The organism is Pedobacter gandavensis (assembly GCF_032678745.1).
GTDB lineage: Bacteria > Bacteroidota > Bacteroidia > Sphingobacteriales > Sphingobacteriaceae > Pedobacter > Pedobacter gandavensis_C.
Genome location: NZ_JAVTST010000001.1, coordinates 901,353 through 926,515, shown reverse-complemented (window position 1 = coordinate 926,515; position 25,163 = coordinate 901,353). Strand labels below are relative to the sequence as shown.

Here is a 25,163-nt window from a genome sequence, read left to right as displayed (position 1 = left end):
TCAGTTTAAATTGGCGTACGAAACGGACTACTTTGATAATGTCTTTTCCAGATGCGCTCTTAGTTCAACCATGCGATAATCATTAGGCATTACGATTAAACCTGCTGCATCTAATAAAAATATGGCCGGAATTGCCGTTGTGTTGTATTTTCGAATGATCTCTTCTTTATCGCCGGGAAGGTTTGAGAGATTTGGCCATGGCATCTTTTCTATACTTAAGGCCTTTTTCCAGGCTTTGATATTATGGTCAATAGAAATACTCACAAGATTTATTCCCTTGCTTTTATATTCAGCATAAAGTGTTTTTAATTCAGGGATCTCCTCCCGACATGGGCCACACCAACTTGCCCAGAAAACTACAATTGTTCCATTTTTTCCTTTTACATCATTCAAAGAAATACGCTTTTGATTGGCATCTTTATAAGAAAATGCAGGAAAACGAGCGCCCTTAACTAAGTCCTTGCTGGATTGCGCAAACTTCAGTAGTTTTTGGCCTTTTGGGGTTTGTAGGACTTCTTTTGTGAAAACTTGTGTAATCTCAGCCAGCTCTGTTGGTGTAAAATGTTCCGTATTTTGATAGACATTAGTCATCATCATCCAGCTGGAAGGATATTGATTGGCCAGCATTAGTATGGTTTTCTTAAATGTGATGACAGTGTCATTCTTAAGCTTTACGGCTTTGGTAAGCTCTGCTTGATTCCCGGATTTTTTTAATGCAGCAATCTTCTCTTCGATTTTATGGGTGCCTGGGCTAAGTAAACCATAACGGTCACTAATCTCAGTTTCTGTAGCGCCAGTTAGCAACAATCCTTTGGGATCCTTCACATCACCTTCAATGTTCATCTTCGTGTTTTCTAATAATAAATTATTACTTGGAGCATGATGATATTTATTTTGAAACAGTAGTGTTACCTGTTTTTTCGTAGCAGGATCAATGTAATAAATATGGGTTGCCCAGGATGGTTCTAATAGGATAGTATCCTTATGAAGTCTGAAATTCCCATCAAGGACCTTAGCCGAATCGATAATAGGCCAATTTAAGTCGTTTGAGGCAGTCCTTTTCATGGTCACCATATAAACTTTACCAGATGGGATGTTTTTTACATTTCCAATGATCTCATATGGGTGTTTTTGTTGAGCATAAATGAAATTTGAAAATGTGAAAATAGAGAGTAGGAACGTTATATATTTCATAGGTGACTTATTTTCTTTATACTAAAATAAGTCAAATGTTTTAATTGCCCTACTAAAATCTTAGTCAATTGTCGCTTTGCCAGATATTTATGGTGTTAATATTTAACGATGTTTTTATTTTACGAGAATTCCTACCTTAGTTGTCAATCTATGATGAGAATATGATCGATGAAAATCCAAAACGTTTCGATAGGATCGTAGCCATCCTTATCCAGCTACAATCCAGTAGGATTGTAAAAGCACAGGAACTGGCTGATCGTTTTCAAGTGAGCCTTCGCACCATTTACCGCGACATCCGTAGTCTGGAGAGTTCTGGTGTACCGATCTTGTCGGAGACAGGCGCGGGATATTCAATTATGGAGGGATATCGTTTGCCACCGGTGATGTTTACCCGGGAGGAGGCAGGTAGTTTTGTGGCTGCAGAAAAACTGATGCAGCAAATGACGGATAAAACACTGGGAGCCCATTTTTGTTCGGCCATGTTCAAAGTAAAATCCGTACTTCGTAATCGGGATAAAGAATGGATTAGCACTTTGGAATCACAAATTCTAGTCCGCCCGGGACAGCAGCTTTTCAATAACGATGTCCCCGATGCTTTGGAGATCATCATGGACAGTATTGCCTCACAGCAACAGGTGGTATTGTGGTATCAGGCATTTGAAGCCGATGAACCTGGCCAACGAACCATTGAGCCTGTAGGTCTTTTTCATGAACACAACTTTTGGTACGTTTTAGGGTATTGTCTTTTACGGCAGGATTACCGACAGTTTCGTACGGATCGCATTGCAAAGATCAAACGCAGTGATCAACCTTTTCTAACTGCACATGCTTCCCTGGAAGAATTGAGAAAAAAAGAAACCATAGAGGAGCCAAAAATGCGGGTCCGGATTCTGGTAGATAAGAAAATCGCGAGGTACATGCAAAGCAGTAGGAAATATTATGGCTTTGTTAAACAGGAAAATAGAGGTGCTCAGGTGGAGATGACCTTTATGACCACAGGTAATGAAGACGGTTTCCCCCGTTGGTACCTGATGTTTGGCGACTATGCAGAGATCCTGGAGCCGGAAGCCATGAAAGAAAAGGTATATCAAATTGCCATGAAAGTGGTAGCTAACCTAGGAATTCAAGAAACAGTATAACAAAAAACAGGTTTGCCAGGCCATTTGAAGACCAAAACAAACCTGCTTTATCAATCACATTACCTAAACTAAGCTCTATCCCAAAAGAAAGGAGGGGTAATGCCCAGGCTACGCAGGTATACATAAGCTTGTGCGCGATGGTGGATTTCATTGTCTATAAAATAGAAGATAGAAGACCAGGTTGTTCCTTTGTACAGGCCAAAAACAGTGATTTCTTCAGCAAACTTTTCTTCAGGAATTTGTGCCCAATAAGTATTGATGGTTTCTGTGGACTCATCCCATAGTTGAAGTAATTGTTCCTTTTTATTGATCCCTTCAAAATGCTCATTTAGCGTTCCTATATTACCGGTCGCAATTTCTTTTATCCCTGGAGCGCCTATACCCAGTAATTCCATCACCATTCCAGAAAAACTGCGCATGCCACTAACTGAGTATTCAAAAAGTTCTTTTTCAGGAAAAGCTTCTATCACTCTTCTGGTTAAGGCACGGTGGCCTTGCCAGTGTTTCAATAAGTCTGTTGCGTTGATCAATTGTGCTGTTGCTGTATTCATGATTTTCTTTGTTTAAAGGTTTATAGGACAAACTTAAAACCGGCTACTGACAACAGTATGTCAGCAGCTTTTAAACACAAAAAATAATTCTTTATGGCGACTTTTTGGCTTTTGAAAATTGTTAAGAATAAATTGTAAATACTTGCAGGTTTAACTTTTGAAATCTAACTTTAGGTAACCATCAGATTTTTCCATATTTGATGGGTATCTATTTCTCATTTTCCGGCTGAGCGTATATCATTCAAGCTCAGGATTTGAGTGCTAGATTTCATGAAGACGCTTGCTTAGGTTATTGCTCTCTAATAATTTGCAGATACGTTTAAAAAGAGCTTTTGCCATTTTCATTAAGATTATTATTTGCCAATCCCTATAAAATCTAAAGAAAACGCTCATGTTACCACACGCTTCTCTCTCTACAACTGCATTTATTGTAATGCGGTATCAGCTGGTCCTCCTAAAGGATCTCCAATCAACTTCCGGTATCCAAGAAATCGTTTTCTTTTTCTAAGCGCATCAACTGTGGCTTATTCCTTCGAATTATCCTTAAAAAAATCATAAATATTAACCTCTAAAAACTTTACCATGCAAATCAATTTTGAAAGATTTCTAAAACCCGTTTTTGAAGTAGCCGAAAGCAACAAAGAAAAGACCGTGTTGATGGCCAAGGGGCTCAAAAGTTTCCAGGCCACCCTGGAAAAGCCTGTTGAAATACCATATGAGTTCAATGCCAAAGATTACCTGTCCTTTTTGTTGTATATCAATTCGGAAATTGAACATGGGTTGATGCTACAATACCTTTATGCAGGATACAGTATTGGTGGTGCCCAGATACCGGAGCAGTACCAGCAAAAAGTGAAAGGCTGGCAGGATATCATTCTGGGGATCGCCAAAGAAGAAATGGGACACTTTATTTCCGTTCAGAATGTTCTGAAGTTGATTGGCGCACCACTGAGTTTTGGCAGAATGGATTACCCATGGGATACGCCATTTTACCCATTCCCATTTAAGCTGGAACGCCTTACACTGGATTCCTTAGCCAAATATGTGTATGCAGAATCTCCTGAAGAATGGATCAACAGCGATGATCCGATTGCGAAAGAAATCAAAGAAAAAGTATATAAAGAAACGATAGATCCGCATCGTGTTGGCGCCTTATTTCAAGTGATTTTAAAACTGATAAAAGATACGGAACAGATCCCTGACGATCTTTTTCAGGCAAATACCTATCCCTTTCAGGCAAAGTTTGACGAATGGGGACGTGGTTATACCGGTGGACAAAGAGGCAGTGCCAGTTCTGGTCCGAAAGGAAGTCCGGATGTGCTGGTTGCGCCTTTAACTTGTAGAGACGATGCATATGCTGCTCTGGAAGAAATTGCAGAGCAGGGGGAAGCACCCGATATCGAAGAAAACAATGATAAACCCTCTCACTTTGAACGCTTTTTGTTGGTTTACAAAGAGATGCGTGAGCTGGAGTTGGAGCAGAAAATTGCATGGCAAGCTTCCAGAAACGTGGCGACCAATCCTTTTGTAGCAGAGAGAAATTCAGATGATAGCTTACAGGCTTCCATTAACGTTGGCACAGATTACCAGAGGGATGCAATTACCAATCCTGAAGCAAGAGCCTGGGCACATCTTTTCAATATCCGTTACCGGATGCTTTTAAATTATCTGGCACATAGTTTTCTGCTGGACAATGGTTTTAATAATAGCGGTGCTGTTTCTCCAAGGGCCACCATCATCAACGCCACATTTGGAGAAATGTACAACCTGAGGAGTATTTCTAATGTGTTGGTTCAAACACCATTAAATCCACCGGGAACAGATGATAAAATGGCTGGGCCACCATTCAGTATGCCTTATACGCTTGATTTGCCAATGGGGGAAGCCAACCGATGGCGTGAGCATCAGGATTTGATTGAGGCCAGTGAAATTGTGATCGAAAGCCTCGTTCCTTATGTGTCCCCAACAAACCTTAAATACCTGTACGTATTAAGGGAAGCTGATCAGGGATTATCAGCCATCATTAAAGAACTCATTTCTACCAATCATTAATCATCTAAACCTAATTCATATGAAAATCTTAGCGCTTCGCATTCTCCCACCAATTGCTATTGGTCGCTTAGGCTCTGCCGCAATTCCTTTATCAGCATACGACCTCAGTCTATCTGAGCAAAAGCCGCTTGACTTCAGAAGCATCATACCCAAGCCTACTTTCTCCGTAGACCCGGTTTCAGGAAAACTGAGTTCAACCTTGCCTAAAAATATACGTTTTAAAGATATCAGTTCTATAGATTCTAAAGAAGGTAAAATTCATCCTGTAGCTCCATTTCTCGAAGTATTTGCCATTACTGACGAACACAAAGATCAATTGCAGCCTTTAACAGAAAAAATGCTGGCCGATGCCGGATTAAAATTAACTGACATTAGTTGGGATGTGGAGGTTGGCAATATTAAAATATTCAGGAGAACCGGCAAAAAGGACGATGAGATTCATGCCAGGGTATTCGGAATCAATAGCCATGAGTCCAGAGCCTTATCCGGGGAATCCAAGAATTTCCTGCCTGGAAAAACATTGCCTTTAGGTAGCGTGCAATTCATTGCACCTTCAGCTGATTTTCCTGGCATCAGGTTTCGTTTTACCCCGGGAGTAGGGAAAGTTTATGGTTCCAGCCTGGTCCGTAATGAAAGTCCGACGAAATTAAACCGACCTGATCCAATCATTACTTCTGAAGATCTGGTGATCTATGATGAGACAAAAGGTTGGAAAGGTTATGTAGAAAGTGGGAAGCCGCATCCTAAATATACCAACCCTGCCCAGATATTTGCGGGTTATAATGACGGTGATGACCGGGTAAGCTGGGGTTACCTGGATGATGAATGTGATGGCTTTGTGTCTGTCCATTTGAAAACGACTGAAAAAACACTTAGGGCAAGAGCGCATATCAGCGCCGGACCACCGGCATTTGCACCAGATACACTTCCGGTAAGGGTGGTGTCTGATGAGTTGGAGCAGATCCTGTTAGGGCCGGAAGTGGAAGGAGAAGTAGCCATTGAGGAAGCCGAAGAAATCGTAAGAAGGGCATTGGAGACCATTAGGTTGATGAATACCAGTGTGATGAACGGGAATTCCTATGAGGGGATACAGAACGCGGCTAGTACCATGGTGAGGCAAAACACCAACGACTTTGGCCGCTTGTATGAACCAATTATGGCGACATCCATCGTTGATAACCTGGCATTAAGAGCCTTACATGAAAGGGTTTTCGGTGGCATGAGTACCGGTGCAGCGGCCTGGTTTGCCGATGCCTTGCGTCGTCCCAACGAAATTGGAGACCTTTCCAGTGAAGCCTTGCGTAAAATGCCAGCCTTGATGCGTGGCGCGGATGGCAGGTCGCTGACCTTGACCCATCGTCAGATCAATATGGTGATTAAAGCAGCGGCAAGTGCCATGTTTAAGGACCAGCAAACGGAAACACCAGTACCTTCAACTGAAAATAAAACCATTAGTGCATCGAACCTGACTGCCCAACTCCATTACCTGGGTGAGGGGAATCCTTTTCCTATTTTACCAAGGGCCGCGATTTCCAATTGTTTCCCTGGACTGGAATTTGACTTTAGGAACCTTTGGCGTCGTGCTTTGGATGGAATCGTACTCATTGAGAATAACAATTATGTAATTGAGGCTGATGAGCAGTTTAAGCACCTGATCGGTTGTCGTTTACTGGCCATAGCAGGTAAACCGACTATGGTTTCTACTTCCGGACCAGTATTTCCTGCAGGGGATAGTGTGCCATTGATTACGGCAACAAACCCGAATGGCGTATCCTTTATGGAATGGTCAAACTCAATGGCCGAAGTATTGCAGCAGCAAGGGAAAGAAGTGGTTTGTCATTTTACAATGGAGCCCTCAGAAACCGAAGTTGTGGTTAATCTGAAAGACCTTAACAACGAAAAATGTTACCGTAAAGAAACGTTACGTGTGAATCACTTTTTTGAAGCAGATACGAGTGTGTTCTCCGATGAGATTATAAAACCAGGAGAAATGACCCAGGGACTATGTGCGCCATGGCAAAATGATTACCGCGAATGCGCCTGTTATTATTGGGCAGCAAGCAGACCGGATTTTGTAAACGTGGTGCCGGATGAGAAAGGATTGAGTGCTGGTGATAACTGGATGGCTAAAAAACGAACTGGAGACTATATTCCCGACAACAGAACAGATTCACGTTTATTGAGTTATGATGATCTGTTTAAAAATTGGGAGGGAGAATTAAGCTTCATTATCAAGGGTAACGATGCTACGGAGACGAATGAATCAGATCAAAATCAATCTTAGCATCTTTTCTTATGAGTACAAATACGCGAGTCGCGATAGTAAATATTGCAAATACCCTGGCACAAAAGATTGCGGTCGCTGCCAAACCTGTATCACCGCAGATTCATTTGGTTCAGACTGCAGCTGAGACCCAGTTATTAGTGAGCAATGGAACGATGTTGTATCGGATATCTTCGGAAACGGAGGCGGATTTAAGGCTGCTTTTAGATTCAAAAGACGAAGCCGGACTCCGGCAAAAATTGATGGACCTAGGCCTGGATGCTTCTTTGAAAATAAATGATGAACCCCTGAAAAGTCCTGGTGTATATGCGCTTTCTCTGGCCATCGCTCAAAAGTGTAACATGGGCTGTTCCTATTGTTATGCGGATCAGGGAGGATTTGGTGCTGCTATGAAAAGCATGACGCTGGAAACTGCTACACGTTCTATTGATTTGCTGTTAAAGGATTGCCCGGAAAATGGGAAAGTCCAGCTGACCTTTCTAGGTGGAGAACCACTGCTGAACCGGAAAGCGATCCGGGCAGCAACGGAGTATGCCTTTGAAAAAGCGGCAGAGAAAAATATAACAGTGGGTTTTTCCATTACTACCAATGGCACGTTACTGATTCCGGAGGATGCGTTGTTTTTTGAACAATACGCATTCTCTGTGACCATCAGTCTGGATGGTTTAAAAGAGGAACACGACCGACAAAGGCCATTGAAAAACGGCCTTGGCACCTATGATCGCATCATGGAAAACATCGCCCCTTTGCTGCGTATCCAACAGAAAATGCAGGTTTCAGCTAGAGTAACCGTGACACCGGCGAATCTGAACCTGCTGGAAATCCTGGATAGCTTTATTGAAATGGGCTTTCATAGTGTCGGTTTTTCGCCACTGCTAAAATCGAGTAGCGGCACAGGGGAGATGGATGAAAAGGATCTGGAGCAGATGTTGGGCGCAATGATTGCCTGTGGACTTCATTTTGAACAGCAGGTTTTGGAGGGCAAAAGATATCCTTATCTGAACATGATCAATGCACTGAAGGAAATTGAAAAGGGGACACATCGTCCTTATCCTTGTGGTGCAGGAGCAGGATATATGGGGGTATCGGCTGATGGTGAGCTTGCCGCTTGCCACAGGTTTGTAAATGAGCCAAACGGGCGGATGGGCGACCTCGTAAATGGGGTAGATCCCGACTTGCAAAACGCCTGGCTTGAATCCAGACATGTACACCAACAATCGCCTTGTAACCAGTGTTGGGCACGATACCTTTGTGGAGGGGGCTGCCACCATGAAGTGTTAGATAAAGGCCGTAATGCCTGTGATTACATTAGGGGGTGGCTCCATTATACGATTCAGGCACATGAGCGGATGTCCAGGATGGCACCAGGCTGGTTTCACTAAAACTTGTTTTATCATGGAGAAACCGGAAATGTTTGATGTTGTAATTATTGGCGGAGGCCCTGCTGGGGCATGCGCTGCGCTTAGGTTATTGGCTCTGGGGCACCGGGTTGCTTTAATAGAACAGCAGGCATTTCCACGCCCACAGATCGGGGAATCCCTTTCTGTGGGTGTTCGCAATATTTTCAATTACCTCGGAGCAGAGCAGCTCTTAAACCGTCATGGGTATATCGAAGGATTGTCGGCAAAGGTGATCTGGGAAAAAGAAGGAGAGGTCCATACTTTGCAGAAGAGCGGGGGGATCATGGTAAATAGAGGGAAACTGGATGAAGATTTGATCAGCCTTGCGGTTTCCAGAGGATTGGAATTGTTTCAGCCAGCGAAACTGGAAAGCTGTGTTAAATTAGCTTCGCATTGGGAAGTAGTTATCCGGCAGGAACTGGGTAAAAGCACATTGAAAGGTGTTTTCATCCTGGATGCCAGAGGACGCAGCGGCCTAAGAACGATGGACAAGATCATTACAGCAGCCCCAATGGTTGCCCTTTATGCGCATACCAACAGGTCTGCAATGCCAGAATGTACCCTTGTAGAGGCTCAGGAATCTGGCTGGTTATGGGGTTCTCCTTTACCGGGTCCTGATCAGAAATTTAGGATGATGGTCTTTTTATCACCTGAGGGGCTGAGGAAAAGGGATTTGGGGCAAGTTTTTAGAGAGAAAATCTCTTCCTCCATCTTGTTTAAAGGGGGACTGAATGACCTGGGAAACGAAGGGATTCAAAGCTGTTCGGTTTCAAGCTATAGCCATCAACAACCCTGGGAGAACAATTATATCCGAATCGGAGAAGCAGCATTTACACTTGATCCATTATCCTCCACGGGTATGGAAAAAGCAATGCGTTTTTCTTTACAAACGGTGATTGCGCTGAACACCATTCTTAAATCTGGTGATGCACAAATGGCACAATCTTATTATGAGGATAAGCTGGTAGAATCTTTGTCTCTTCATCTGAACTGGACCAGCAATTATTATAGTACGGCCTGGCCGGGAAAGGGTTTTGGCTTTTGGAAGGAAAGGTCTCAAATGAACATTAGTCTTCCGCAAAATGACACCGCTTTTTATCATAAACTGGCCTCGAACTTAATGGCGAAGCCAGGCAATGAGGTTCGTGATTTACCCACTAAATTAGCATTTGGAGCAAACATTGATCAGGTATGGTATAAAGAGGTCCGTCTTTCGCCTCAAATCAGTTATACGAGGGCAGTTTGCGTGGAAGATGATAGGCTACAGATAAGAGAGGCAGTTCAGCATCCATCGCTAAGTAGAGAAGTTGCCTATATTGACAATATTGCAGTCCCTTCCTTGCTTAAGGAAAGTAATGAAGCCGAAACCGTAGGAGAGCTGATCTATTTATGGACTAAACATATGCCTTTTGAGCAGGCCAAAGCGATGGCAATCCAATTACATGACCTGGATTTATTGGAAATTGGTTAAAATAAAAGCGCTTATATTCATTTAGAAATACTGTCTTTCCGATAGAGCAAACAGCCTAATGCAAGTATGGTACAGCTCCACATGACCAAAATCATAGGGTAGGCGGTGTTGTTATGGAGTATGCTTAACAAAGTAGTGATCAGGAAAGCCGATAAATAACTCAGGGAACCAATCAATGCGGAAGCCGATCCGGTAACGGAAGGTAGTGAAGCCAGATATAAAGCTGTGGTATTGGGTAAAATCAGACCTAGCATAGCGAGAAATAAAAACGTGATTAAGAGCAGGATGGAGAAAGGCCCATGAAGGTAAATGACTAAGATCATTCCAGCTCCTGTGATCAATTGAAAAATCAATGCATATTTAGTGATCACTGTGACTTCAAAATACTTCAATAACCTAGAATTGATCAGTCCGGCAGAGATGATACCGACCGCCAGAATGGAGAAGATAAAACCAAATTGCTGCTTTGTGATGGAATAGATTTCGGTGAATACAAATGGAGAGCCGGTAATCATGGCAAAAGCCGCACTATTGCTGATCCCCCTGACTAATGCATAGTTGACAAATGACGGATGTTTAATACATAGGCTATAGCCCTCCCGGATGCCTTGGAAATTTAATGTTTTACTTTCCGTTGCAGCTTTGCCATCTGGTAGCACAGTTAAGCAGCCCAGTAAACCTATGCCTGAAATCAATGCCATGATTAGAAATAAAAACCTCCAGGTAGATTCTTCTGAAAGCATTCCGCCGATCATGGGTGCAAGAATAGGGGAAACGCCCATCAATATCTGCAATAAGGTGAAAACATGTGCTGCATTTTTGCCTTTGTACAAATCGTTGACCAATGCTCTGGATATCACCTGACAAGCACTTCCCGCCAATCCCTGGATAAACCGCAAGGCCAATAACCAGGTAAAGGAGTCAGTTAACATTAAGCAAATGCTGCAGATAATGTAAATCATTAATCCAATTTTTAAAGGCATTTTCCTTCCCCAGACATCAGAAAGTGGGCCTATAAACAACTGACCAAGCGCCATTCCGAAAAGGAATAAGGTAACGGTACTCTCAATCCTGACCATGGGTACGTTGAAATGGGCAGACATCACACTGAAAGCAGGCAAATACATGTCAATAGAAATAGAACCTATTGCAGTTAAAATACCTAAGGTGAGTGTGATGAGTAAGGGATGAGGATTCGGCTTGAGCATGATCGTAAAACAGATTTGATATTTGCAAAACTAAGCCTACATTGGTTCTTTTAAAAGAGCCATTATATAAGTATTTAATAGAGCCAATTTATGAGTAAGATATCACCTGAGATTCTGTTGACTTTCATCAATCTGGATCGGACACTTAAAATGCCACTCTATATACAGCTGTATGAGGCGATGAAACAAGGGGTATTTGATGGGATGCTTAAACATGGCGACCGTATGCCTTCTACCAGAAGTCTGGCTGCAGAATTCAGCGTTTCCAGAAATTGCGTGTTATTGGCTTTTGAGCAGTTGACATTGGAGGGCTTTTTAACAGGTAAGACAGGTAATGGTACTTATGTTTGCGAACAAATCAACGAACTGAAGACTGGGATCAGGAAAATAAAGAAAGCGGTAGCTACAGGGGAAAAGAATTTGATGGCTTCGGAAATGGCGGATCTTCCCTTGCATGCGCAATTTGTGGCCAACTATATCGGGCAAGAGGCCATGCTGCCTTTTCAGCCTTCCATACCTGCGCTGGCAGATTTTCCATTCCAGATCTGGGCAAAAATTGCGGCTACGGTTTATCGGAACATTCGTCAACTTCATTTGGGTTACGATTCTGCGCAGGGTTATCTTCCCTTAAGGGAGGCGCTAACCGATTATCTGCGGATGAACCGTTCGATAAGCTGTACTGCCGATCAGATTGTGCTGGTTAATGGCTCCAGTCAGGCGATGCACCTTATTGCGGAACTGCTATTGAAAAAAGATGAGCAATGTTGGATGGAAGACCCAGGTTTTCTAAGGGCAAAATCAGCCTTTGCCCGCTTTGGCGCTAAAATTTGTCCGGTTCCAATTACTGATTCCGGAATGGATCTGGACTATGCCATGGAACATTTCCCTGCTGCCCGACTGGCTTATGTAACGCCATCACATCAGTATCCACTGGGAGAAACGATGCCACTCATGAACAGAATAAAGCTCCTGAAATGGGCTGCACAACAGGATATGTGGGTGATAGAAGATGATTATGAAAGTGAGTTTCGCTATGCAAACCGGCCAATTCCTGCCTTGAAAGGATTGGATACTTTTGGAAAGGTCATTTATGTGGGAACCTTTAATAAGACCCTATTTCCGGCATTGCGGATTGGCTATATGGTTTTGCCATCAGCAGCCATTGCGCAGCAATTTACGGTTGCCAAAGCGGTAATAGACCGACAAAGTCCGGTAATTGACCAGGCCATTTTAACTTCATTTATCCTTGAAGGACATTATACCAGGCACCTTCGCAGAATGAGGTTGATTTACCGTAAAGCTCAGGAAGAACTGGTGGCTTTGTTACGATCGGAGCTTGGGGATTACCTGCGTGTAACTACTGCCGATGCCGGAATGCACCTAGTAGCCTGGTTGCTAAACGGTCAGGATGCCATTACTGTTGCCCATAAGGCTAGGGCAAATGGCATTTATATTTATGCAGTAGATGAATTGTCTATCTCTTTTAAACATCCTTCAGCGTTGATTATAGGCTTCACGGGATTTAGTCGGAAAATGATGGAAGAGGCAGTGATTAAATTTAAACAAGCCCTTTATCCTCATGGGTTTTTTAATTAGCTTATATAAACATTGAGCTATTAAATCATACCCGATTTAAGGATTGATAAACCTAATATATATATATGATTCATTTAAATCCCCATCAAAATTTGATGGGGATTTTGTGTTTTAATTATGAACGGAAGTTTTGATTAAAATTCACGGATCCCCGCAGCCCTTTTGTAATAAGCTTCATTGATTTTGTATTCCACTTTAGCATCAATGGTATTCGTATAGGCCTGTTGCCAGATCAGTTGAGCCTCCAGCACTTCTTTCCCAACAATCGTCCCGGCTTTGTAACGATCATTTGCTAACCTTAGGTTCTCGTCTGCCTGTTTGATTGAAAGGTCGGAAAGCTGGATTTTACTGGCCGATTGGTTGAGTTGTAGGAAGGCAGCCTGGATCTGCAGGTTAATTTGCTCCTTACTTTCCTCCAATTCCAATTCTCTACCCTGAATTTTGAACTGTTGTTCTTTTACTTTCTTAGCATTCTTTCCCCAGTCAAAAATAGGGATAGCAATACTCAGTATGCCATAATAGGTGGTCATATGGTCTTTGCCATTACTAAAGTTGATCTTTTTCCCGGCAGCACCAAGACCAGTCGCAGCCAGGCCAATTGTAGGTTTTAACTCGCTTTGGATAAATTTCTCCTGGATTTTCTCTAATTCTATGGCTTTTTGGAGGGTTAGGATCTCCGCTCTGTTATTGCCATTGCTCGTATCATGAAAAGTCGCTTCAGGGAGCTGAAGTAATTTTGGTACTATGATCGTAGCCACATCAAATGAGGTGTCATTTGGTTGCCCAACTAACTGCGCGAGGTTAAGTTTTGCCATGATGAGTCCATCATTCGCCTTCATCAGGTTCAATGCGGCCTCATTGAGGCTAACTTCTACCCGTAACAAGTCGTTTTTATAGGTAAGTCCGGCAGTATAAGCGTTTTTCAGGTCTTTTTGCAGGCTTTGCAACATTTCTTTGTATTTATGGGCGAGGACAATCTTTTCCTTGACCATCACCACTTGCAAGTATGCTGTAGTTACGCCGTAAACTAGCTCAGCTTCTGTGATCTCCTTTTTACTGAGGTATAAATCTACCATCTTGGCGCTGGCATTTTTAGCCAGTTTTATTTTACCCCCGGTGTAGATGGGCTGGGTAATGTTCAGGCTGGCAGAGCCTGAAATAGCGGGCATCAGCGCATTTAAAGGTTTACCCACATGAACACCCATCAAGGAGGCATCCAGTGCAGGTAATCCATTTCGCTTTGCTGCTTCATTTGCAGCGGCTGCGGCCTCAATATCGGTCTGTGCTATCTTCATTTTTTTATTCTGCTCAATTGCGATTCTGATGAAATCTTCTAATGAACGTTGGGGAGACTGGGCAGTAGCCAGCTGTGCAAAGGCAAGCAAGACCAGCAAAAATACCATCCCTAAAAGTAACTGTGGCTTTACTTTAAATGAATGCTGGTTTTCTGACTGTTGTTCAGTGTGTTTTATTTTTAGGAAAGACATAATTGTTCTTTTGCTATTTCAAAATCTGGAGAATTAATGGTGTTCCGGTTTGTACTGTATTTCTACATCGGAATCTGGAACCTGCTGTTCCGGAGCTTCGGCTTTCACGAAAATGTAGTACAATACCGGGATCACGAATAGGGTAAGAATCATGGAAACGATTAGGCCGGAAGCCAGTACGCTACCCAATGGAGCCCATAATGGAGATTTTCCAATAATCATAGGTACTACGCCAACTGCTGCGGCTGCAGAGGTTAAAAATATAGGGCGCATCCTTCTTTTTGCCGTTGCCAGGGCTGCGGCCTGTACGGTATAGCCATGATCGTTTACGAGTTCATCGGCATAGTCTACCAGGATAATTCCGTTACGCACCACGATACCGATCAAACTGATGATGCCCATGAATGCCGTAAATCCCATTGGGTTTCCAGTAAGAATTAATCCCATCATCGCACCAAGTAAACTCAGAGGGAAAGTTGCCAGAATGATCAGCGTCTTTTTAAAGGACTTGAATTGGAACAGTAAAGTCATGGCGATTAATACCAGACTGGTACCTAAGGCGGTTGCCATGCCTGGTGCATTTTCCTGCGAAGATTCTTCATCACCACCATATTCAATTCTAATCCCTTCGGGCAATTGGATTTTTTCAATGAGTGGCTTCGCAGTTTTCAAAATATCAGAGGCGCGGATCCCCATTTGTGCTTCTGATAAAACGGTGAGCATTCTCAAACCATTCCTATGTGCGATTACACCGGTATGCCAGGATGGAGTTAATTCTGCTACTTCCTTAAGCGGGATTTTAGCCCCATAAATATTGCTGATGTGGAGGTTCCCCAGATCATTTAGATTGGCTCTGTTTGCTGCATCCAGGCGCAGGAATATATCCACCGGTTTGTCACCTTCCCAGATCTGAGATACGGCGAAGCCCTTTAATCCGGCACCCAATGTCTGGGTGATGGCCTGGTTCGGTACGCCATTACGCAAGGCGATATCTTCCTTGATTTTAAGGCTGACACCGAAGTAATCGTCTTCATAATCCGAACGTACCCAGTTGGTGCCATTTGTTTGTTCCAGAACGGTTTTTACCTGTTCTGCTACGCGTTTCTGATCCGCGATGTCTTCGCCGATAATTCTGATTCCGATAGGGGATCCTTCCTGCATACTGAGCTGGCGCAGACGTACTTTTCCGTCTGGGATAAAGTTTTCCATGATGGGCAGGTATTTCTTGACCAGCTCATTGGTCGCTGCTGCACTTTCGGTGGTAATGAATACTTGTGCATAGTTGCGGCGTGGTGGTTCCGGGGCATAAGTGATGTTAAATCTTGGGGAACTGGTGCCGATAAAACTGGCTATGGTCACCACACGTTCATCCTTCTTAAGTTCTTCTTCTACGCGTTTGACTACTTTTTCCGTCTCCGCCAGGGAAGTTCCGTTAGGCATCCAGATTTCAGCGTTAAACTGCTTGCTCTCGCTTAGTGGAAAGAACTCCTGACTCACTTGTCCGCCCAATAAAATCGCAAATGCAACAGCCACAATGGCAGCAGTAAGGGTTGTTTTCGGCCACCTGAATGCCCATTCTATTCCTTTGTTGAATGAGGTTTGTAAATGGTCCAGGAAGCTTTTTTTAAGTGGGCGGTCACTGATTTTGTGTTTTAGTCCTTTTTTGATGAATACATAGCAGGTATATGGAGTTACCAATAGGGCAACGAGCATAGACACAATCAGTGCTACAGCAACGGTTACCGGTAATGCAGCAATAAAATCACCGGAAATACCACTAAGAAAAAAAGCCAATGGGGCAAAGGCAAAAATAATGGCCAATGTGGCGGTAAATATAGGAATTGACAATTGTTTGGCGGCCTGCCAGGCGGCTGTCCATGGCGTAATCCCTTCATCTATTTTTTCAATGTAATTATCGACCACTACTATGGCGTTATCTACCACCATACCCAGTACGATGATTAAAGCGGCAAGTGTCACCTGATGTAATTCTATGCCGATGAGGTTAATGATACCAAAAGTGACTAGAATCGATATTGGTGCTGCGATAGAGGCTACTGCTGCCACACGAAAGGGAAGTAGGATCATAACGACTATAATTACGGCCAGGATGGAAAGTCCAAATTCCTTCATGAAATGGACGATACTTTCGTCTACTACTTGTGGCTGGTTCACGAGGGTATTGATCTTGATGTCAGTAGGGAAGGTTTGTTGAATGGTTTTTAGGCGTTCCTGAACTTTTTCCCCGAAATGAACAATGTTATTCCCCGGTTGCATTTCAATAGAAAGAATCATTGTTTTTCCTGTACCGTAACGGATAAAAGAACTGGGTTCTTCATAGCGGCGGTTGATACTGGCTACATCTTTCAACCTTAGCACATCGCCTTTTGGATTGGTATGGATGATCTGGTTTGCAATGTCTGCTTCGGTTTTATACTGACTATTGGTGAAAACAGGAATGGTTTGCTCGGCAGGGGTCATTTCTCCTGAGTAAGCAGTTACATTTTGTGCTTGTAGTGTTTGAATGATTCTGGAGACATCAAAACCATATTGCTGCATTTTTTTGTCATCTACGGTTACATAGATTTGCTGACGTTGTGCGCCGGAACGATTGATTTTCGAGATCTCGGGGATGACTTTTAGACCGTCTTCGATTTGATCCAGGTAGTTTTCAATTTCTGCATAACTGCGCTGATCAGAAGATACGGTAATGATTTGGGCAGTCACATCACCAAAATTGCTGTTCACCACGGGTCCAATTACGCCCTGGGGTAGTACTTGTCTCATGTTGGCATTTAATCCGTGCTGTAAGGTGTTCCAGAACTTCTTACGGTCTTTTACCTTGGTATGCATCTGCACGGTGATAAAAACCTGTCCATCTCTGGTTTGAGAAGTTGTTTTCTTTTTATCAATTTCCTCGAAAGAAAAAAGATACTGCTCGATCTTTTTGGTGACCTGCTTTTCCATTTGCAGTTCATCTGCACCAGGGTAAAAAGCATAGACCATGGCCACTGGCATATCTATCTTAGGATTCTCCGATCGTGGCATATTTAACAAGGCGTTTAACCCGATGAGTAGGAGCAAACCCAGGGTAAGGAACGTAACTTGCTTGTTCTTCATCGCTGCCTCGATGAAATTTATCTTTCTTTTTTTCATGATGTTATTCTTTTGCTGGGCCAGGAAATGATTAGAAACTTAGTGATGAACCGTCTTTTAACCGGGTTTGTCCGGCGATGACCACTTTATCGCCATCTACCAGTCCTTCTTTGATGATGATGGCATCATTACCTGTAATGTTTCCAGGGCTGATGCGTTTACGAATGGCCTTTTGTTGTGGATTGCTAAGGAATACATAGGTAAGCCCATCTGCATCTCTAACGATAGCGCTTGCTGGAACGCTGATGCTTTTTTGGAGGCCTTTTTGCTGTGCAATCTGCACATTTGCAATCATACCTGGCAAGAGTTGTTGTGAGTTGTTATTGAGTTTAACTTTTACAGCATAGGCTCTGGTACTGGCTTCTGCCTGTGGATTAATGATACTAATTTGCCCATTGATAGTTTCATTTAGGGTAGGGACGAATACTTTCGCAGTTTTACCCATTTTCATATTTCCTACTTCGGTTTCAGGTACTGCAATTTTTGCATAGACGAAATCAGTTTTAACGATGGTAAAAGCCGGAACTCCGGGAGCTGCAGTACTGCCCATTTCCACCAGTTTTGCACTGATAATCCCAGAGATTGGGGCGTACAGTTTACTATCAGCTATGTGTTTTGCACTGATGCGTTTACTGGCTTTTGCCTGTGCTACTTTTGTCTGGATGTCTATGTAGTCTTTTGCAGGGAGACTGCCTTTTTTGTAAAGCTCAGTCAATCTGTTGTATAGATCTTCAGCTTGCTGCAGTCCCGCATTGGCGATGGCCAGTGCATTGCTGTATTCTGTAGCATCAATACTGGCTAATAATTGTCCTTTTTTCACAAACTGTCCTTCTTGAACGGCCACATGGTTGATGGTTCCGGGAACTGCAAAACCGATCTGGGCGGTGTTTTCGGCTTCTATGGTTCCTGAATAACTCAGTTCCACTGGACTATCTGAGCTACTTACCTCGAGAATGGTTACTTTAACAGGTGCCGGTGCTGCTTTTTGCGTTTCCTGATTTTGGCAACTAACCAATAGCATTGGCGTAAATGCAACGAGATAAAAGGGCTTGAAAATAAACTTCATATTTCTGATCTATAATTGTTATACAAAGTTGGATCAGAAAAGTCGGCTGGAAAAGGTCGCCAATTCGGCAAAATTGGTCTAAAAGTCGGTTATCCGTTTAAGGCTTCTGCCGAATTTCGGTATGCCTTTGGTGATTGACCTGTTAATCGTTTAAAGAATTTGCCGAAAAAGGATTGGTCACTGAAGTTGATTTGGAGTGCAATTTCTGCAATACTTAGTTTTGGATTGAGGAGTAATGATTTGGCTTCCAGTAAAACAATATGGTCGATAAAGTCGCCGGCCGTAGATCCGGAAATTTCTTTTATGGTTTCAGTTAGGTATTTGGCAGTCACATGGAGTTGGTTGGCATAATTCAATACTTTTCTTTCTGTCCTGAACTGCTCCTGTACCAGTATGACAAAGTTCATCATCAGGTTTTCTTTTCTCGATAGGATCTGATTGACCTGATTCGCGTATTTCTTGCCAAGTTCAGACATCTCATAGAGGAAAATGTAGAAGGTATGGTACAATAGTTCTTTTCTGAAAGTCCGCTCCCTATCATTACCGACTTTTTCTTGTAGTTGAGCAATCAGCTCTAAAAACAAGGCTGCATCTTCATTACTGAGCTTCCATTCGGCACTAAATTTAGTGGTGAAGTACTCGAGGAGTTCAAATACATTGGCGGAAACACCGAGCCAGTTTAAGAAGCCAGTTGTAAAAGACATACCAGTAATTTTGGCATCAGAATTCGAGTGGATAATTCTTTTTAAGGAGTTAGGGGAGGTAAGCGCCAGACTATTTACCTGGAGTCGATATTTGATGAAGTTTACTTCTACCATCATTTCTCCTTCAATTAAGAGGAATACCCCTAGAAAGTCGGAACGAAAATGATCCTGAATCAGCTCATGGGTAGGGGGATCAACATTGATCTCAATGGCTAGTCCTTCGATGTCTGTGATCATTACGGTACTGGTGTCCGAAGATAAATCCGCATGTGTATAGATGACTTCCTTTGTTCTTTTAGCCTGCATTCTTTATGGGAATTTAAATATCGCCCGAAGGGCGAAGGTATTTAAAATTTCATTTTCTTTCAGGTAAAACCCCAGACTGAATCATCGAAAGCCTGAAAAGATAAGAGCGAGTCATCATCAGATGAACTCGCTCTTATTGCCTTGAGATCTTTTATGGATCTAATGTATCAGCAGCTATAAACTATTATAGTTGAGGTACTCCAGGGGTGTTACTTGATGAAGTATCAGCTGAATTGAATGTTGCTCCCTCAGATTTTTGTTGTAGTAATGTAGACATTCTTTTCATCGTACTGACGCTGATATGTGGCCATATAATCGGTCCATCAATGTGAGGGACAGGAAATACCAGGTTAACCGTTTGTGAGTATTGTAATAGTTCAGTCTCAGTTCCACCAGAAATCTGCTCATACCAGAAAATAGCGTCCATGGTGCTGGCTGAAACGTTGGATTGTAAGAATGGGATATTGAGGATGCCACCGGTTGAATTAGGCTGGTCGGTCGACATATTGATTGTGGTCATCTTGTCGACTGTACCTGACCCTACAATTTCTTCCAGTGCATCTTTCAGTGCAATATTAGGGTTAACTGCGCTGAAATTTTCGAAAACATTATAGTTCAAAATAACATCATTATAACCAAGGGGCAATTGGCCTTCGACTTTAACCGAAACGGAACTAATTTCAGGAAAGAAATTGGTTCCCCGATCAGTGCTTTCGCTTCCAATACCCAAAGCTAATAGTGCATTGCCATGGGGAACGGTTCCTAGCCTTGCAATGTCAAAGCCTCCGTTTTCATTTTTGATATAGAGAAATAATCCGGTCTCCGCATGGATCACGTTGCCATTTCCAAAACCACGTGAGATACAGGCTTCGGTTTCGCAAACACTGATGATCTGTTGTTCATAGAACAATCCTGTAATCATTTGGTCAACAGGTTCCCCATTAACTACAAGGCCCCGGTTACCTGCTTCGACAGCCACGGCAGAGAATTTGAGGTTTTCTTTATAGGGAATTACTTCGAATTCAAAACCGCTTTTTGAAGGAACGGACATCACATTCCAGCCGCTAGGTGTTGGGCTATTAGGGTTTTGAGTACCGGGAGCTAATACTACGGTTTCCCATTCGCCTATTAATGGTCTTAATGGTCCGAGGTCTATTTCTGCGACCTCAGCGGGCGAAATGAACCTTGCGCCCATTCCGAATTTGTTTAATTGTTCTGTCATTATATTTTGGTTTAGATTGTTTTTAGATATACCCGTATCCTGATCTCTATCAAACTGATAGCGCTACCTATGAAACTGCATTAATTCAAGAAAAGCTGCGGAAAAGGTCAAGCCAATAGGAGGCCTGGATGAGGTGCTACAAATAAAACAAAATAATGAGCTTGAGAGGCGTTGACTTGCATGATTGAGTTGAGAGTAGGTTAATTTATTACAGATTTCTGTTTAAGTTGTACCAAGTTAAAATATTCTTCTGGTAATTCAAACGCTGTAATTAAATTTTAATATACAGGGCTGTGCAACTGTTCAATTGTTGTGAGATGGAGTCCAGGTATTCGGATCTTAAAGGGGATGAGCCCGATAATATACCGGACTCATCTTTTGAATTGAAACTAAGAGTAGACTTTATGTCCATCAACCCAGGTCTCCAATACATTTATATTTCTCATTTTCATATAGGGATCTTTTAGCGTAATTGGATCCTGATCCAGAATCACAAAGTCCGCAAATTTGCCTGTTTCCAATGAACCAACCCATTTATCTGCGTAGCATTGCCATGCTGCGTCATAGGTGGCTGCGACTAGTGCTTGTTCTGCTGTAATGCGTTCATCAGCATTCAATACTTTATGCTCCGGACGATCGGCTTCCATCTTCCTGGTAATAGATTGCTCCATCATTCTTAATGGCCCCAAAGGACTCACCTGATTATCGCTATGCAAGGTTATTCTCATCCCCTGTTTAAGGGCAGAATTACAACGGTCAAGCAGGTCAGTCTTTTCTTTTCCGAAGATTACTTGCTGGAAAGCATGTCCCCAATAACCCACATGACCAATTAAGAAGCTTGGGGAAATCTCCAGGTCTTTCATGGTATTCAGTTGATCATCAGTAGTTAAGGAGCAGTGTTCAATTCTGTGTCGCTTTCCTATTACCTTATCCTTTGGTAAGGATTGGAAGACTTCAATAGCAAACTGAACAGCCAGATTTCCATTGGCATGAACCATTAAGGGCCAGCCTTTTGTAGCAATAATTGTATGTAGCAAATCTTGATATACCTGAGGTGGTCCCGGTATTTCCTGACGAGGGGGTATAGGAGGGTCTTGAAAATTAAAGATTCCAACATTGTCAACAGGATTGCATAAGTAAGGTTCTGATTGATATCCTGTTAATCCCTGGTTTGAGCCATCGGAAACTACTTTTATATTCCCATAGTAGATGTCTTTGTACACTTCTGGAGCAGTATATGTAGTTAAATCAAGTGCTTCTTGCGTAGAACCGCACATTTGGGCTGCGCCAATGCGGACTACCCTTGGATGGAGCAGTAGATAAGCATCTAGTAAAAGTTTAAGATTTTTACTCATCCCGGCATCATATAGGAAAGTTACTCCCCTTTGATTGGCTTCCTTGAAGAGCTGTTCGAAATGTTGAAAGGATTCCAATACCATGGCATAAATCTGAACCTTTGGAAGTGTGTTTAAGGCGGGCCCCATGCCGGCCTCTTCCTGTAGCTGGCCATCTGTTTTTGACAGATAATCTTCCAGGCTACCATAACCTAGTTCATTTAATTTGGCTTTGTTTTTATTGTAGACTAGTGTTAATGCAGGAGTATTCAGGTATAGGGTATGCATAGATGCACTTAGAACCATTAAAGGAACTAGAGCTGAAATTTTATTTAATACCTCTAAGTTTATGGTTACCAATTCACTTTTACTTGCAAAAGGCATTAATGCGGGATCTAATCCGTAGCCTAAAAGCCAGTTTCCTTTTATTACTTTTTTGTTCTGAACAATCTCGGTTACAGAATCAATACTATATTTTGGATTTAAAACCTGCGCTGTAAAAGGACTGAGATCCATCCAGCCCATCAATAAGGCGGTAGGGACAATATGGACGTGTGGTTCAATAAGGCCAGGGAGTAAGGTTTGTCCGGGATCAAGGATTCTGCCTGTATAACCTGGATAGTTGTTGTCCATGAAGGTTTTTACGACATCTTCGGTGCCGGTAATAACGACCTGTCCATTTGCCATGCCTATGGCAGGTACTGTTGCTACAGATCCATTGATCATCGGCCGTATAGTTCCGCCGCTGACCATCAAATTGAGCGGTTGTCCATGGGCTTCTTTCTTTGTTGTAGGGAGCGCATTGAAATTCTCCTGGCGAAAGATATCTTCCTTCAGGATTTTCAAGATCGGATTGCTACAGGCACAATGCGTGCAGGTGTGATGGTGGGAATGTTGATTTTCCATTGTAATAGGGATTTTTAGTTAATTCAGATTTATATGTTACTTGATTTGTTCTTCTGAAAAACATGCTACTACGCGGATTTTGAGAGCGCTTAATGTCATGTTGATTATGAAATTCGCATTTGCTGATACATCATCGGCATTTTTCTTTGATGGTATAGAATTCATGTATTAACATTTTCAATGTATGTTTTGTTTTTAATGTTTGCAATAATTTCTTTATTTCTTTTGATTTTTCTCTATTAGCTTATTGTGGTCTTTTCTTTATGGTGCTTTTCCTTATAGTTTGGTATAGATGTCGTCTGCGTTGTTTGTTTCAAAATGAAAAAATACTACTAAAGGAGTATTGTGCCGAAAAAATTCTCCCCTTAATTTTGGTTAAGCAAATGGATTAAAATTGCTTGGAAAAATTAATTTTTATAAACCTCTTATAATCAAACTTATTATGAAAAAGTTAACCGTAACGTTGATTTTTAGTCTCCTGACTATTTCAATATATGCGCAATACTTAGAGCCTAGAAAAGATAAAAATGGTAAAATTGGATTCGTTGATGAAGATGATAATCGAATTACCTTATTTAAGTATGACGGTGTTGGCTATAGTGGAGACGGATTTTATGGGGTTAAATACAATAAAAAATGGGGATTTATTGACAAAAAAGGAAATGAAGCGGTTCCCCCAATTTATGATGGCGTAATTGGTTTTAAGGATGGTATTGCTTCCGTTGAATTAAATGGGAAGTGGGGGAGCATAGATAAAAAAGGTAAAGAGATTCTCCCTATCAAATACGACAATATCATCAGTTTTCACGATGACATTGCTGTGGTGAGAATAGGGGATAAATATGGGTTCGTAGATAAATCAGGGAAGGAAATAACGTCATTTAAATATGACAATGCTTCCCAATTTATGGATGGACATTCAAGAGTGGAAATTAATGATAAATGGGGGCTTATTAATAAAAAAGGCAAGGAGGTTATTCCTGTGAAATATGATGATGTATCTTATCTGACTGATGGAGTGGTTACCGTTAAATTGGCTGGCAGAGAGTACAAAATAGATAAAACAGGTAAAGAAATAAAATAGGGGCAGGATAGGAGATCAGGGTCAGCGCTTCCAGCTTTGCCGGTTTTTAATGCAGCAGCAGAACTGACAAGACGCTGATCATGATTGAGATACTAGACTAGTTCTGGCTTTGCAGAATAGTCGGTTATTGTCCCGGAGATTTCTTTTAGGCTCTTTATACTGAAAGCATGCAGACCTATCAACCACCTTCTGATTTCGTCTGGATTGATGTCCAGAGAAACAGCCAGGTCCTTTTCTGTAAGGCCTTTATCAGCTAATATTTTTGCGGTTTTACTGGCAAGTTCCTGGTTCAGCTTTGTTAATTCTTCTATTGCGGGGTTTCCGTTTTCTTCCAGCCAGATGGATACAAAATCGTTATCTTCCATTGATGTGTGTCGTAATTGTTTAAAGTATTCTAGGCCTTTTGAGCCTTTGTTTATTTAGGCGGCAAATTTATAATATTAAGCCCATTATTCCAATTACAGAGAAAGCTTGTAGCGATACCGCAATTTTTTAGGTAGAAGACGGTTAAAGATAATATTAGTGATTACATTTAGCAATGTTTGAACCGCTAAAAAAATTCATCAATTCGCTAAGCTTTAACCAGCAGAAATTACTCTGGTTTTTATTGTTCAGTGTTTCATGGGTATGTATAACTCGCTTTGTCCTTCATATAGAATGGTTTAAAATCCTCATTATTTTAGCACTTTTAACTTTCAAGGAACTGTTTGAGTATCGCAGGAGATCTGCAAATTCAAAGCGTCCAGAACTTCCTAAATAGCTGTTTCGTAATACACGAATTTCTTTGAGGCTTTCTTTATGCAAATGGTCATTCTACAACTGTTTTTTGAGGAATTGATGAACTGACCATATCTAAACTCAGATTTTTTTTTCTTCTGTCGGTTTGACTTATTTATTTGGCTAACAGTAACTTTTGATCTGAAGCGTTTACTGATGATTAATCCTGGGTAGAATGAGCATTTGTTCATTCTTTCCGATAGCGGATTTACTGCTCATATTTGTT

Annotated in this window: 17 protein-coding genes; 7 read left to right on the top strand and 10 right to left on the bottom strand. The window is 42.0% G+C overall.

Going from position 1 to position 25,163, the window contains the following annotated elements:
- Positions 1-27 precede the first annotated feature (27 nt).
- Positions 28-1,194 carry a TlpA disulfide reductase family protein gene (locus R2S10_RS03610; protein ID WP_316839076.1) on the bottom strand — a complete coding sequence of 389 codons (1,167 nt, stop codon included), beginning with the start codon at positions 1,192-1,194 and terminating at the stop codon, positions 28-30.
- A gap of 161 nt (positions 1,195-1,355) precedes the next feature.
- Between R2S10_RS03610 and R2S10_RS03605 the strand changes: the two genes are divergently transcribed.
- The gene (locus tag R2S10_RS03605) at positions 1,356-2,333 is read left to right on the top strand and encodes a YafY family protein (protein ID WP_316839075.1); all 978 of its coding nucleotides are present in this window, start codon (positions 1,356-1,358) and stop codon (positions 2,331-2,333) included.
- 68 nt (positions 2,334-2,401) lie between these two features.
- On the opposite strand, the gene R2S10_RS03600 is transcribed toward R2S10_RS03605, so the two are convergent.
- Entirely contained in the window at positions 2,402-2,884 is a 483-nt protein-coding gene (locus R2S10_RS03600; protein ID WP_316839074.1) for a DinB family protein, read from the bottom strand.
- A gap of 582 nt (positions 2,885-3,466) precedes the next feature.
- Here R2S10_RS03600 and R2S10_RS03595 point away from each other — a divergent pair.
- The 4 genes from R2S10_RS03595 to R2S10_RS03580 are packed head-to-tail and all read left to right on the top strand — an operon-like array spanning position 3,467 to position 10,091.
- Positions 3,467-4,936, top strand: a complete 1,470-nt coding sequence (locus R2S10_RS03595) for a ferritin-like protein (RefSeq protein ID WP_316839073.1) — start codon at positions 3,467-3,469, stop codon at positions 4,934-4,936.
- Between the two features lie 19 nt (positions 4,937-4,955).
- Positions 4,956-7,220 carry a hypothetical protein gene (locus R2S10_RS03590; protein WP_316839072.1) on the top strand — a complete coding sequence of 755 codons (2,265 nt, stop codon included), beginning with the start codon at positions 4,956-4,958 and terminating at the stop codon, positions 7,218-7,220.
- An 11-nt stretch (positions 7,221-7,231) separates the two neighbouring features.
- A complete protein-coding gene (locus tag R2S10_RS03585) occupies positions 7,232-8,602 on the top strand; it encodes a radical SAM/SPASM domain-containing protein (protein WP_316839071.1) in 1,371 nt (456 codons plus the stop codon).
- Between the two features lie 13 nt (positions 8,603-8,615).
- Entirely contained in the window at positions 8,616-10,091 is a 1,476-nt protein-coding gene (locus R2S10_RS03580) for an NAD(P)/FAD-dependent oxidoreductase (protein ID WP_316839070.1), read from the top strand.
- Positions 10,092-10,108: 17 nt separating this feature from the next.
- On the opposite strand, the gene R2S10_RS03575 is transcribed toward R2S10_RS03580, so the two are convergent.
- Complete coding sequence (locus R2S10_RS03575) at positions 10,109-11,299, bottom strand: multidrug effflux MFS transporter (RefSeq protein ID WP_316839069.1); 1,191 nt, start codon at positions 11,297-11,299, stop codon at positions 10,109-10,111.
- A 90-nt stretch (positions 11,300-11,389) separates the two neighbouring features.
- Between R2S10_RS03575 and R2S10_RS03570 the strand changes: the two genes are divergently transcribed.
- Positions 11,390-12,895, top strand: coding sequence for a PLP-dependent aminotransferase family protein (locus tag R2S10_RS03570; protein ID WP_316839068.1), 1,506 nt, complete (start codon positions 11,390-11,392; stop codon positions 12,893-12,895).
- A gap of 134 nt (positions 12,896-13,029) precedes the next feature.
- Here the strand turns inward: R2S10_RS03570 and R2S10_RS03565 are convergent, their stop codons facing one another.
- From R2S10_RS03565 to R2S10_RS03540, 6 genes are all read right to left on the bottom strand, one after another.
- Entirely contained in the window at positions 13,030-14,382 is a 1,353-nt protein-coding gene (locus tag R2S10_RS03565; protein WP_316839067.1) for a TolC family protein, read from the bottom strand.
- Between the two features lie 33 nt (positions 14,383-14,415).
- Positions 14,416-17,538, bottom strand: coding sequence for an efflux RND transporter permease subunit (locus tag R2S10_RS03560; RefSeq protein WP_316839066.1), 3,123 nt, complete (start codon positions 17,536-17,538; stop codon positions 14,416-14,418).
- Positions 17,539-17,569: 31 nt separating this feature from the next.
- A complete protein-coding gene (locus R2S10_RS03555; protein WP_316839065.1) occupies positions 17,570-18,604 on the bottom strand; it encodes an efflux RND transporter periplasmic adaptor subunit in 1,035 nt (344 codons plus the stop codon).
- A gap of 89 nt (positions 18,605-18,693) precedes the next feature.
- Positions 18,694-19,614, bottom strand: a complete 921-nt coding sequence (locus tag R2S10_RS03550) for a helix-turn-helix domain-containing protein (protein WP_316839064.1) — start codon at positions 19,612-19,614, stop codon at positions 18,694-18,696.
- A gap of 184 nt (positions 19,615-19,798) precedes the next feature.
- Entirely contained in the window at positions 19,799-20,836 is a 1,038-nt protein-coding gene (locus R2S10_RS03545) for a heme-binding protein (RefSeq protein WP_316839063.1), read from the bottom strand.
- 389 nt (positions 20,837-21,225) lie between these two features.
- Complete coding sequence (locus tag R2S10_RS03540; RefSeq protein WP_316839062.1) at positions 21,226-23,076, bottom strand: amidohydrolase; 1,851 nt, start codon at positions 23,074-23,076, stop codon at positions 21,226-21,228.
- Positions 23,077-23,518: 442 nt separating this feature from the next.
- On the opposite strand from R2S10_RS03540, the gene R2S10_RS03535 reads away from it, so the two are divergent.
- Complete coding sequence (locus R2S10_RS03535) at positions 23,519-24,160, top strand: WG repeat-containing protein (protein WP_316839061.1); 642 nt, start codon at positions 23,519-23,521, stop codon at positions 24,158-24,160.
- A 92-nt stretch (positions 24,161-24,252) separates the two neighbouring features.
- Here R2S10_RS03535 and R2S10_RS03530 read toward each other — a convergent pair whose 3' ends face one another.
- On the bottom strand, positions 24,253-24,525 hold the full coding sequence (locus R2S10_RS03530; RefSeq protein WP_316839060.1) for a hypothetical protein: 273 nt from the start codon (positions 24,523-24,525) through the stop codon (positions 24,253-24,255).
- Positions 24,526-25,163: the final 638 nt, after the last annotated feature.

Bases quoted from the DNA above. Each gene is read 5' to 3' on its own strand.
- R2S10_RS03555 (WP_316839065.1), bottom strand. From the start codon at position 18,604: ATGAAGTTTATTTTCAAGCCCTTTTATCTCGTTGCATTTACGCCAATG.
- R2S10_RS03560 (WP_316839066.1), bottom strand. From the start codon at position 17,538: ATGAAAAAAAGAAAGATAAATTTCATCGAGGCAGCGATGAAGAACAAG.
- R2S10_RS03545 (WP_316839063.1), bottom strand. From the start codon at position 20,836: ATGACAGAACAATTAAACAAATTCGGAATGGGCGCAAGGTTCATTTCG.
- R2S10_RS03580 (WP_316839070.1), top strand. From the start codon at position 8,616: ATGGAGAAACCGGAAATGTTTGATGTTGTAATTATTGGCGGAGGCCCT.
- R2S10_RS03605 (WP_316839075.1), top strand. From the start codon at position 1,356: ATGATCGATGAAAATCCAAAACGTTTCGATAGGATCGTAGCCATCCTT.
- R2S10_RS03565 (WP_316839067.1), bottom strand. From the start codon at position 14,382: ATGTCTTTCCTAAAAATAAAACACACTGAACAACAGTCAGAAAACCAG.
- R2S10_RS03610 (WP_316839076.1), bottom strand. From the start codon at position 1,194: ATGAAATATATAACGTTCCTACTCTCTATTTTCACATTTTCAAATTTC.
- R2S10_RS03530 (WP_316839060.1), bottom strand. From the start codon at position 24,525: ATGGAAGATAACGATTTTGTATCCATCTGGCTGGAAGAAAACGGAAAC.
- R2S10_RS03600 (WP_316839074.1), bottom strand. From the start codon at position 2,884: ATGAATACAGCAACAGCACAATTGATCAACGCAACAGACTTATTGAAA.
- R2S10_RS03540 (WP_316839062.1), bottom strand. From the start codon at position 23,076: ATGGAAAATCAACATTCCCACCATCACACCTGCACGCATTGTGCCTGT.
- R2S10_RS03590 (WP_316839072.1), top strand. From the start codon at position 4,956: ATGAAAATCTTAGCGCTTCGCATTCTCCCACCAATTGCTATTGGTCGC.
- R2S10_RS03595 (WP_316839073.1), top strand. From the start codon at position 3,467: ATGCAAATCAATTTTGAAAGATTTCTAAAACCCGTTTTTGAAGTAGCC.
- R2S10_RS03585 (WP_316839071.1), top strand. From the start codon at position 7,232: ATGAGTACAAATACGCGAGTCGCGATAGTAAATATTGCAAATACCCTG.
- R2S10_RS03570 (WP_316839068.1), top strand. From the start codon at position 11,390: ATGAGTAAGATATCACCTGAGATTCTGTTGACTTTCATCAATCTGGAT.
- R2S10_RS03535 (WP_316839061.1), top strand. From the start codon at position 23,519: ATGAAAAAGTTAACCGTAACGTTGATTTTTAGTCTCCTGACTATTTCA.
- R2S10_RS03550 (WP_316839064.1), bottom strand. From the start codon at position 19,614: ATGCAGGCTAAAAGAACAAAGGAAGTCATCTATACACATGCGGATTTA.
- R2S10_RS03575 (WP_316839069.1), bottom strand. From the start codon at position 11,299: ATGCTCAAGCCGAATCCTCATCCCTTACTCATCACACTCACCTTAGGT.